At 73.7% G+C, this 10,223-nt stretch carries 5 protein-coding genes and 1 pseudogene; 3 read left to right on the top strand and 3 right to left on the bottom strand.

What is annotated here, in order from left to right; translation table 11 throughout:
* Positions 1-405, top strand: a pseudogene (locus AOK11_RS14460) (phenylacetate--CoA ligase); the annotation flags it as partial.
* Between the two features lie 34 nt (positions 406-439).
* Here AOK11_RS14460 and AOK11_RS14455 read toward each other — a convergent pair.
* Positions 440-1,936: an acyl-CoA synthetase gene (locus AOK11_RS14455; RefSeq protein WP_055594118.1), complete on the bottom strand. Its 1,497-nt coding sequence runs from the start codon at positions 1,934-1,936 to the stop codon at positions 440-442.
* A gap of 153 nt (positions 1,937-2,089) precedes the next feature.
* Here AOK11_RS14455 and AOK11_RS14450 point away from each other — a divergent pair, with 153 nt between their 5' ends.
* Together AOK11_RS14450 and AOK11_RS14445 are read left to right on the top strand one after the other, a co-directional pair.
* Positions 2,090-4,573, top strand: coding sequence for a penicillin acylase family protein (locus AOK11_RS14450; protein WP_055594117.1), 2,484 nt, complete (start codon positions 2,090-2,092; stop codon positions 4,571-4,573).
* 388 nt (positions 4,574-4,961) lie between these two features.
* Positions 4,962-6,770: a serine hydrolase domain-containing protein gene (locus AOK11_RS14445; RefSeq protein ID WP_055594116.1), complete on the top strand. Its 1,809-nt coding sequence runs from the start codon at positions 4,962-4,964 to the stop codon at positions 6,768-6,770.
* Between the two features lie 37 nt (positions 6,771-6,807).
* On the opposite strand, the gene AOK11_RS14440 is transcribed toward AOK11_RS14445, so the two are convergent.
* Both AOK11_RS14440 and AOK11_RS14435 read right to left on the bottom strand, forming a co-directional pair.
* Positions 6,808-8,370, bottom strand: coding sequence for a phytoene desaturase family protein (locus tag AOK11_RS14440; protein ID WP_206188839.1), 1,563 nt, complete (start codon positions 8,368-8,370; stop codon positions 6,808-6,810).
* Positions 8,371-8,500: 130 nt separating this feature from the next.
* Positions 8,501-10,223 (bottom strand): tetratricopeptide repeat protein (locus tag AOK11_RS14435; protein ID WP_055594115.1); only part of this gene is annotated, 1,723 nt, incomplete at its 5' end.

Below are 10,223 nucleotides of genomic sequence, written 5' to 3'. Positions count from 1 at the left end.
CCGGTCGTCCGGTACCGGACGCGGGACCTGACCCGGCTGCTGCCGGGGACGGCCCGGACGTTCCGGCGGATGGAGAAGATCACCGGCCGCAGCGACGACATGGTGATCCTGCGCGGGGTGAACCTCTTCCCCACCCAGATCGAGGAGATCGTGCTGCGCACACCGGGCGTGGCGCCGCACTTCCAGCTCCGGCTCACCCGGGAGGGCCGTATGGACGCCCTCACGGTGCGCGCCGAGGCCCGGCCGGACGCGGACGCCGCCACCCGCGCGGCGGCGGCGCGGTCCGTCGAGGCGGCCGTGAAGGACGGCATCGGGGTGTCGGTCGGGGTGGAGATCGTCGATCCGGAGACGCTGGAGCGGTCGGTGGGCAAGATCCGGAGGATCGTGGACCTGCGTCCGCGCTGAATCGCGCCGGCCCACCCCGGGTCGGGTACCGCGCTCACCCGGTGAAGCGGTCGCGCAGCTCCCTTTTGAGGATCTTCCCGCTGGCGTTGCGCGGCAGCTCGTCCACGAACAGCACCCTCTTCGGCGCCTTGAAGGAGGAGAGCCGCTCGCGCGCGTGCGCGATCAGCTCCTCCTCCGTCGTCTCGCCGCGCGCGACGACGACCGCCGTGACGGCCTCCACCCAGCGGTCGTCGGGAAGGCCGATCACGGCCGCCTCGGCGACCGCCCCGTGCGTGTACAGCGCGTCCTCGACCTGCCGTGAGGCGACCAGGACGCCGCCGGAGTTGATGACGTCCTTGACCCGGTCGACGATCGTGAAGTAGCCGTGGGCGTCCCGCACCGCGAGGTCCCCGGAGCGGAACCAGCCGTCGCGGAAGGCCTCGGCGGTCTCCTCGGGCTTGTCCCAGTACCCCTCGCACAGCTGCGGCGACCGGTAGACGATCTCGCCGGGTGTCCCGTCGGGTACGTCCTTGCCGTCCTCGTCGACCACCCGTGCGTCCACGAACAGCACGGGCCGCCCGCAGGAGTCCATGCGCCCCTTGTGCTCGTCGGGTGCGAGGACGGTCGCCAGCGGTCCGATCTCGCTCTGCCCGAAGCAGTTGTAGACGGCCAGGTCCGGCAGCCGCTCCGTGAGCCGCTCCAGGACCGGCACGGGCATGATCGACGCCCCGTAGTACGCCTTGCGCAGTCCGCTCAGGTCGCGGGTCGCGAAGTCGGGGCGGTGGGACAGGCCGATCCAGACCGTGGGCGGGGCGAACAGGCTGTCCGCGCGGCCCGCCTCGATCAGGTCGAAGATCCGGTCGCCGTCGGGCGCGTCGAGGATGACGTTGGTCGCGCCGACCGCGAGGTAGGGCAGCAGGAAGACGTGCATCTGCGCCGAGTGGTAGAGCGGCAGCGCGTGCACGGGGAGGTCGCCCGCCTGGAGGTCGAGGGCGGTGATGGCGCTCAGGTACTCGTGCACCAGGGCGCGGTGGGTCATCATCGCGCCCTTGGGCCGGGCGGTGGTGCCCGAGGTGTAGAGCAGCTGCACCAGGTCCTCGGAGCGCGGCTCGGGACCGTCGTGGGCGGGTGCCTCGGCCAGGAGGTCGAGCAGCGAGTCGTCGGCGTCGCGCAGGGGCAGCGTCCGTACGCCGTCCGGGAGCCGCCCGGCGAGGTCGGGGTCGGCGAGGACCAGGCCGCTGCCGGACTGGCCGACGAGGTACGCGAGGTCGTCGCCGGTCAGGTTCTGGTTGACCGGTACGTGCACGAGGCCCGCGCGGGCGCAGGCGAGGAAGCCGATCAGGTAGGCGTCGGAGTTGTGGCCGTAGGCGCCGACCCGGTCGCCGGGCGACAGGCCCGCGCCGAGCAGGACGCTCGCCGCGCGGGAGACGGCGGTGTCGAGTGCGTCGTACGTCCAGGTGCGTTCGCCGTACTCGACGGCGACGCGCGCCGGGGTGCGGCGGGCGCTGCGTCGCAGGAGTCCGTCAACCGTGCTGGCGTGTCCGGGCGTCATGGAAGACGATCCTCGGTTCACCGGCCGGGGAGGTCAAGGGACCGGGCCGGTCGGCACCAGGCCGCGCGGACGGTCCGACTCACGCCCCGGACCGGTGAGGATGTCCGCTGTTACCCTCAACCACCCCTTCCCCCAGTGATGTCGGGAGGCACGATGCGCTTACGTCCGAGACGGTCGGCCGTCGCGGCGGTGACCCTGTCGACCATGGGTGCCACGCTGCCGGCCGTTGCCGCCGAGCAACCGGACCGTCAGGAACATCCGTCCCACCGCGGTCTGTCCGCCGTGGTCCGCTACACCGAGCACGGCATTCCGCACATCGTCGCGAAGGACCACGCGAACCTGGGCTTCGGCAACGGCTGGGCTCAGGCCGCCGACCAGGTGTGCACCCTGGCCGACGGCTTCGTGACGGTCCGCGGCGACCGCTCGCGGTTCTTCGGGCCGGACGCCGCGCCCGACTACTCGCTCTCCTCGGCCGGCACGAACCTCTCCAGCGACCTGTACTTCCGGGGCGTGCGGGAGGCCGGCACGGTGGAGAAGCTGCTCGCGCGGCCCGCGCCGAGTGGTCCGAGCCGTTCGGTGAAGGAGCTGATGCGGGGCTTCGCGGCCGGGTACAACGCGTGGCTGAAGCAGAACCGGATCACCGATCCGGCCTGCCGGAACGCCGACTGGGTGCGGCCGGTGACCACGCTGGACGTGGCGGCGCGCGGATTCGCGATCGCCGTGCTGGGCGGGGAGGGCCGGACCGTGGACGCCATCACGGCCGCCCGGCCGCCGGCTTCGGCCGGGCCGGACGCGGCGGAGGGTCCGGGATCCTCGGCATCACCGGGATCCGCCGGGACCTCGGAGGCCGGGGGCACGACGGGGACGGCTCCGTCGCCCTCGCCCGAGGAGGCCGCGCGGGCCGCTCGTGAGCTGTTCGCCGCCGACAGGGCCGACATGGGCTCCAACGCGGTCGCCTTCAGCGGCGAGGCCACGGCGAACGGGCGCGGCCTGCTGCTCGGCAACCCGCACTATCCCTGGCAGGGCGGCCGCCGGTTCTGGCAGTCGCAGCAGACCATCCCCGGCGAGCTGAACGTGGCGGGCGGTTCCCTCCTCGGCACGGTGACGGTGTCCATAGGACACAACGCGCACATGGCGTGGAGCCACACCGTCGCCACCGGTGTCACGCTCAACCTCCACCAGCTGACGCTCGACCCGGCCGATCCGACGGTCTATCTGGTCGACGGCCGGCGGGAACGGATGCGGAAACGTACCGTCACCGTGCCGGTGGCGAACGGCGCTCCGGTGACCCGCAGCCAGTGGTGGACCCGCTACGGCCCCGTCGTCACCTCGCTCGGCGCCTCGCTGCCCCTGCCCTGGACGGGCAGCACGGCCTACGCGCTGAACGATCCCAACGCCGCCAACCTGCGCGCCTCCGACACCGGGCTGGGTTTCAGCAAGGCCCGTAGCACCCGCGACGTCCTCGACACGCTGCGGCACACCCAGGGACTGCCCTGGGTCAACACGGTCGCCGCCGACTCCCGGGGGCACAGCCTGTTCACCCAGTCGCAGGTGCTTCCCCGCATCACCGACGAGCTCGCGCAGCGCTGTTCGACGGCGCTCGGCCAGGTCACCTACCCCTCGTCGGGGCTCGCGGTCCTGGACGGTTCCCGCGGGGACTGCGCCCTCGGCCGCGACCGTGACGCCGTGCAGCCGGGCATCTTCGGCCAGTCCCGGATGCCCACCCTGAAGGACGCGCCGTACGCGGAGAACTCCAACGACAGCGCGTGGCTGTCCAACGCCGACCGACCGCTGACCGGCTACGAGCGGGTCTTCGGCACGATCGGCACACAGCGGTCGATGCGCACCCGGGGTGCCGTCGAGGACGTCGCGGCGATGGCGGACCGGGGCGGCCTGACCGTACGGGACCTCGAGCGGCAGCAGTTCGCCGACCGGGTGCCCGCGGCCGCTCTCGCCGGGGACGACGTGGCGAAGGCCTGCGCCGCGCTGCCGGGCGGCACCGCGCGGGGCACGGACGGCAGGGAGGTGGACGTTCGGGAGTCGTGTGCCGTGCTCGCCCGGTGGGACCGCACCATGGACACCGGCAGCCGGGGCGCACTGCTCTTCGACCGGTTCTGGCGGAGGCTCACGGCGGCGGAGCCGGGGACGCGGTTGTGGAAGGTGCCGTTCTCGGCCGCCGATCCGGTCCGCACCCCGCGCGGTCTCGACACCTCCGTTCCGGCCTTCGCCACGGCTCTCGCGGACACCGTCGCCGAGCTGCGGGCGGCGGGGATCGCGCTCGGCTCCCGGCTCGGCGAGCACCAGTTCGTGGAGCGGGGCGGCAAGCGGATCGCCGTGCCCGGCGGTACGGAGTCGCTGGGCGTCTGGAACAAGGTCGAGGCGCGGTGGGACCCGGCCCGCGGGTACACGGAGGTGTCGACCGGGTCCAGCTACGTCCAGGCCGTCGGCTGGGACGGCAGCGGGTGCCCGGTGGCTCGGACGCTGCTGACGTACTCCCAGTCGTCGAACCCGAACTCGCCGTACTTCAGCGACCAGACACGGCTGTTCTCCGGTGAGCGGTGGGTGACGTCCCGCTTCTGCGAGAAGGACATCCGGTCCTCGCCGGAGCTGAAGGTGGTCCGCGTGCGGGAGCGTTGAACGAGACCTCGTGCGTCGACGCGGGGTGAGAACCGCATGCGCATGCGACGAGTGAGGTCGCACGGGCCCGTCCGGTGGTGAGCGGTCGCCGCACCGGGCGGGTCCCGCCCTTCCCCTCGGACGCCGAGGCCGAGCGCGGCGGCCATCTGCCGCCCGCTGCCGGTGCCTTCGATGCGGAGCGCGGGCAGGGACGTGACGGCGCCGGCGGCTCAGGAGGAGCGCCAGGGCGGCGGTCTCCCCGGTGCGCCGCCGGCCCGGCCGATGACCCCGCACGCCCCATTGACACATCCCGCACCTGACAGGAAAGTTTCACCCCGCAAGGCGATCCCCGGAAGAATCTTTCAGGCCGCCGGCCGCGGTCGCGGCCACGACACGGGAGGAACCCTCCATGGCGGACGAAGAGCCGAGTGGCATCACACGCCGTCAACTCGGCGGAAGCGCACTGGCCTTGGGCGGTGCACTGGCCTTCGCCTCCCTCCCGGCCGGCCCGGTCTCGGCGGCCTCGCCGGCTGCGGCGGAATCGGCTGCGGCGGGTGGTGGACACCCGACCCTGCGGCGCGGGCCGGCCCGGCGGGCCGGACTGCTCGCCGGCCATCTGGACCGACTCGTCACCGATGCCGAGGCGTTCCTCGGCCCTTCGCCCGAACACCCCTGGTACGCGGGGGCCGTGCTGCTCGCCGGGCGCGGCGGCACCGTGGCCCTGCACCGGCCCATCGGCATGGCGGTGCGCTACCAGGCCTACGACGAGAGGACCGACACCGGCGTCGAGTTCCCGGCGGACCGGCAGATCCCCATGACCGAGGACACCGTCTTCGACCTGGCCTCGGTGTCGAAACTGTTCACCTCGGTCCTCGCGGTGCAGCAGATCGAGCGGGGCACGCTGGAACTGGAGGCGGCCGTCGCCTCGTACCTGCCGGACTTCGGCCGCGCCGGCAAGAAGGACGTGACACTCCGTCACTTGCTCACGCACACTTCGGGTTTCCGCGCCTGGATCCCGCTCTACAAAGCGCCCACGTACGAGGAGCGCGTCCGGCTCGTCCTCGACGAGACACCCGTCAGCGCGCCCGGAACGGCGTATCTGTACTCGGACCTGAACCTGATCTCGCTCCAGCTGGTGCTCGAGAAGGTCACCGGCCGCTCCCTGGACGTCCTCCTGCGGGAGGAGATCACCGGCCCCCTGGGCATGGACCGCACCCGCTACAACCCGCCCGCCTCCTGGAAACCGGGGATCGCCGCCACCGAGGACGCCCGCCTGCCCTGGTCCGGCCTCGACCGGGGGCTGGTGTGGGGCGAGGTGCACGACGAGAACGCCTACAGCCTGGGCGGGGTCGCGGGCCACGCGGGTGTGTTCTCCTGCGCCTGGGATCTGGCGGTCCTCGGCCGGACCCTGCTCAACGGCGGCGGCTACGGCCGGGCGCGCATCCTCAGACCGGAGTCGGTGGAGCTGATGTTCACCGACTTCAACACCGGCTTCCCCGGGGACGAGCACGGACTGGGCTTCGAGCTCTACCAGCACTGGTACATGGGTGCGATGGCCACTCCGCGCACGGCGGGCCACACCGGGTTCACCGGTACCTCGCTGGTGCTCGACCCGACGACCGACTCGTTCCTCGTCGTCCTGGGCAACTCGGTTCATCCGGTCCGCAGCTGGCGCTCCGGCTCGGCTCCCCGGGTCGCCGCCGCGAACCGGCTGGCCCGCGCGGTCCCGGTCCGGACGGCGCCGGGGCGGGGTGGGCGGACGTCCTGGTTCTCCGGGATGGCCGGTTCGACGACGGCGACGCTCACGCTGCCCGCGCTGGACACATCGTCCGGCGGGGCGCGGCTGCGCTGTGCCCTGTGGTGGGACACGGAGCCGCACGCCGACCTCCTCACCCTGGAGGCCACGACCGACGGTGGCACCGCCTGGCAGCCGGTGCCGTTCGTCACCGAGCGCCGGGACGGGGCACCGGAGCAGCATGCGGCGGGCACCGCGACGGGCTGGTCGGGCCGTGTGTGGCACGGGCTCACCGCCGGCCTGCCCGCCGCGCGGAGCCTCACCCTGCGCTGGCGGTACGCGACGGACCGGCTGTATGCGGGGCGCGGTGCCTACGTCGACGGGATGCGCGTCCAGGCGGACGGCCGCGTCCTGTTCGACGAGGCCCGTCCGGCGGACGCCGCCCGCGTCGAGGCGACGGGGTGGGCCCGGTCCGCCGACTGAACCGGGGCAGGTCCGGCCTCCCTCGCTCCGGCCTGCGTCAGTCCGCCTCCAGTACCGCCATCGCCGCGTTGTGGCCCGGCACCCCGCTCACCCCGCCGCCGCGCACCGCGCCCGCGCCGCACAGGAGGACGTTGGCGTGCCGGGTCTCCACGCCCCACCGCCCGGTGCCTTCCTGGGCGTGGGGCCAGGACAGTGCGCGGTGGAAGATGTTCCCGCCGGGCAGCCCGAGGTCGCGTTCCAGGTCCAGCGGGGACTTCGCCTCCAGGCAGGGGCGCCCGTCCGCGTCGGTCGCCAGGCAGTCGGCGAGCGGTTCGGCCAGATGGGCGTCGAGCTGGGCGAGCGTCGCGGTGAGGAGTTCCTCGCGTACGGCGTCGTTGTCGCGGACGAACAGCCTGGCCGGGGTGTGCAGGCCGAAGAGGGTGAGGGTCTGGTAGCCCCGGGCGGCGAGCTCCGGACCGAGGATCGTCGGGTCGGTGAGCGAGTGGCAGTAGATCTCGGAGGGCGGCGCGGTGGGCGGTTCACCAGCGGCGGCCTGGGCGTGCGCGGCGGCCAGTTGCCCGTACCCCTCGGCGACGTGGAAGGTGCCGGCGAACGCCTCGCGCGGGTCGACGGAGCTGTCGCGCAGCCTCGGCAGCCGGGTGAGGAGCATGTTCACCTTGAGCTGGGCGCCCTCGGCCGGGGTGGGGGGAGTGTCGCCGGTGAGCGCCGCGAGTTCTCTCGGGGAGGCGTTCACCAGGACGTGCCGGGCGGCGGCGACGCCCTCGCCGTCGGCCGTACGGTGGGTGACCTCTGCCGTGCGGCCGTCCGTGTCGATGCGTACCGCTTCGTGACCGGTGGCGATGACGGCGCCCGCGGCGCGCGCGGCGGCGGCCAGCGCGTCGGTGAGGGCGCCCATGCCGCCGACCGGTACGTCCCAGTCGCCGGTGCCGCCGCCGATGACGTGGTAGAGGAAGCAGCGGTTCTGCTGGAGCGTGGGGTCGTGGGCGTCGGCGAACGTGCCGATGAGGGCGTCGGTGAGGACCACGCCCCGGACGAGGTCGTCGGTGAAGTTCTCCTCGACCGCGACACCGATCGGTTCCTCGAACAGGGTCCGCCAGGCCTCCTCGTCGTCGACGGTTCGGCGCAGTTCCTCGCGGGTGGGCAACGGCCCGGTGAGGGTGGGGAAGACGCGCTCGGCGACGCGGCCGGTCATGCCGTAGAAGCGCTGCCAGGCCCGGTACTCGCGCTCGGAGCCGGTGAGCCGGGCGAACGCCTCGCGGGTGCGCTGCTCACCACCGCCGACGAGCAGCCCGGTGGGCCGTCCGTCACGTTCGGCGGGGGTGTACGAGGAGACGGTACGGGTGCGGACCCGGAAGTCGAGCCCCAGTTCCCGGACGATCTTTTGGGGCAGCAGGCTGACCAGGTACGAGTACCGGGACAGCCGTGCGTCGACGCCGGGGAACGGCCGGGTGGACACCGCTGCCCCGCCGGTGTGGTCCAGCCGTTCCAGCACCAGTACGGAGCGTCCGGCCCGGGCCAGGTAGGCCGCGGCGACGAGACCGTTGTGGCCTCCGCCGACGATGACGGCGTCGTACGTCCGGGTTCCCTCGTGTGCGGTCACGGTTCTTCGTAGCACGTGAAGATCCGAATATGCCAGGCGACGGGCGAGGTTCGGGCAGGAGCACCACCGGGCGCACTCGTCGCAGCGGCACACCTGTCGTACGTCATCCCCGTCACCGTGCCCGGCACGCTCAGCCCGCCGCCCGCCGCTGCTTCAGTGCCGCCACCTCGCGGTACAGCCCGGCGGCCTTGTCCCCGTGCCCGAGCCGCTCCAGGCAGTGGGCCTCGTCGTTGCGGGCGGCGAGGGTGTCGCGGTGGTCCGCGCCGAGGAGGCGCTCACGGGCGTCGGCCACCCTGCGGTACTCGGTGAGCGCGTCCGCCCAGCGGCCCAGCCAGCCCAGGCCGACGGCGACCTCGCGGCGGCTGATCAGGGTGTCCGGATGGTCGGCGCCGAGGGCACTCTCGCGCAGCGAGCACACGGCGCGGGACTCGGCGAGGGCCTCGACCCAGCGGCCGAGCCGGCCGAGGTTGACGCCCAGGCCGTGCCGGGCGCGCAGGGTCTCGGGGTGGGCGGGGCCCTGGACCCGGGTGCGGTCGTCGACCAGGCCCCGGTAGAGGTCGAGGGCCTGTGCGGTGCGGCCGAGCCGGCCGAGTCCGATGCCGACCTCGTAGCGGGCGGCGAGTGTGTCGGCGTGGTCCGGGCCGAGCGCCCGCGCACGGGCCTCGGCGACTTCGCGGTAGGTTTCCAGGGCTTCCGCCCACCGTCCCAGCTGTCCGAGGGTGTAAGCGACTTCGTAGCGGGTGACCAGGGTGTCCGGGTGTTCGGGGCCGAGCACCCGGGCACGGGCGGCAGCCACTTCGCACGCCGTGCTGTACGAGTCCTCCAGACGGCCGAGCCTGCTGAGGTTGAAGGCGAGGTTGTGCCGGCAGCGGAGGGTCTCGGGATGGCCGGCCCCCATGGTGCGCTCGCGGGCCGAGAGCACCGACAGATACACCTGGTGGGCGTCGAAGGGCCGGCCCAGCTGAGCGAGGACGTACGCCATTTCCTGACGGGCGGCGAGGGTGTCGGGGTGCTCGGAGCCGAGCGTGCGGATACGGGCCTCGGCCACGTGCTTGTACTCGCGCAGGGCGTCGGCGGCGCGGCCGGTGCGACTGAGGGCGAAGGCGACCTCGTAACGGCTGGCGAGTGTGTCGGCGTGGTGCGGGCCGAGGAGGTGCTCACGCTCCGCGGCGACCGCGCGGTGCACCTCCCCCGCCTCCGTCCAGCGGCCCAGGCGCCCCAGGCTCAGACCCGCGTTGTGCCGTCCGGCCAGGGCGGTCAGGGCCTCCGGGGACGGGGCGGGCCGCTCCTGTGCCGGGACCGGCTCGCCCCGGCCGGTCGCGGGGCGGGCGACCCATTCGCCGGACAGGCCGGCCGCCGGGTCCGGCGGCGCGGTGTGCGGTCCGGCGAAGGCCGCCCTGCGGCCGGTGGTCATGCCCCGCGTCCAGGACGGCAGCCGGGGCACGCGCCCCACCGGTTGGGGCCGGGCGACCTGATGCGACGGGGCCCCGGGGCCGGTCGCGCCGGTCGTCCCCACGGGGCGGGGCCGGGCCGTCACCGCGGCCGGCAGCAGCACCGGCGCGGCCCGCAGTACGCCGATCCGGCGGGCCAGTTCGCGTGCGCTGTCGGGGCGCCCGCCGGGTTCCTTGGCCAGCAGGTCGAGGATAATCCGCTCCAGGCACTCGGGCAGTTCGGCCCGCAGGGTGCGCGGCGGCCGCGGCGGGGTGTCGCGGTGGCCGACGAGGACGGCCCACGCGTCGTCGAGGTCGAACGGCGGTACTCCGGTGGCGATCTCGTAGAGCACGCAGCCGAAGGAGTACAGGTCGCTGCGCCGGTCGACCTCGGTGCCGCTGATCTGCTCGGGCGACATGTAG

The sequence above is a fragment of the Streptomyces hirsutus genome (assembly GCF_001418415.1).
In the GTDB taxonomy this organism is placed as follows: Bacteria; Actinomycetota; Actinomycetes; order Streptomycetales; family Streptomycetaceae; genus Streptomyces; species Streptomyces hirsutus.
This window is presented reverse-complemented; position numbering and strand designations above follow the sequence as displayed.

Excerpts from the sequence above, each read along its gene's own strand:
- AOK11_RS14455 (WP_055594118.1), bottom strand. The coding sequence starts at position 1,936 with ATGACGCCCGGACACGCCAGCACGGTTGACGGACTCCTGCGACGCAGC.
- AOK11_RS14450 (WP_055594117.1), top strand. The coding sequence starts at position 2,090 with ATGCGCTTACGTCCGAGACGGTCGGCCGTCGCGGCGGTGACCCTGTCG.
- AOK11_RS14445 (WP_055594116.1), top strand. The coding sequence starts at position 4,962 with ATGGCGGACGAAGAGCCGAGTGGCATCACACGCCGTCAACTCGGCGGA.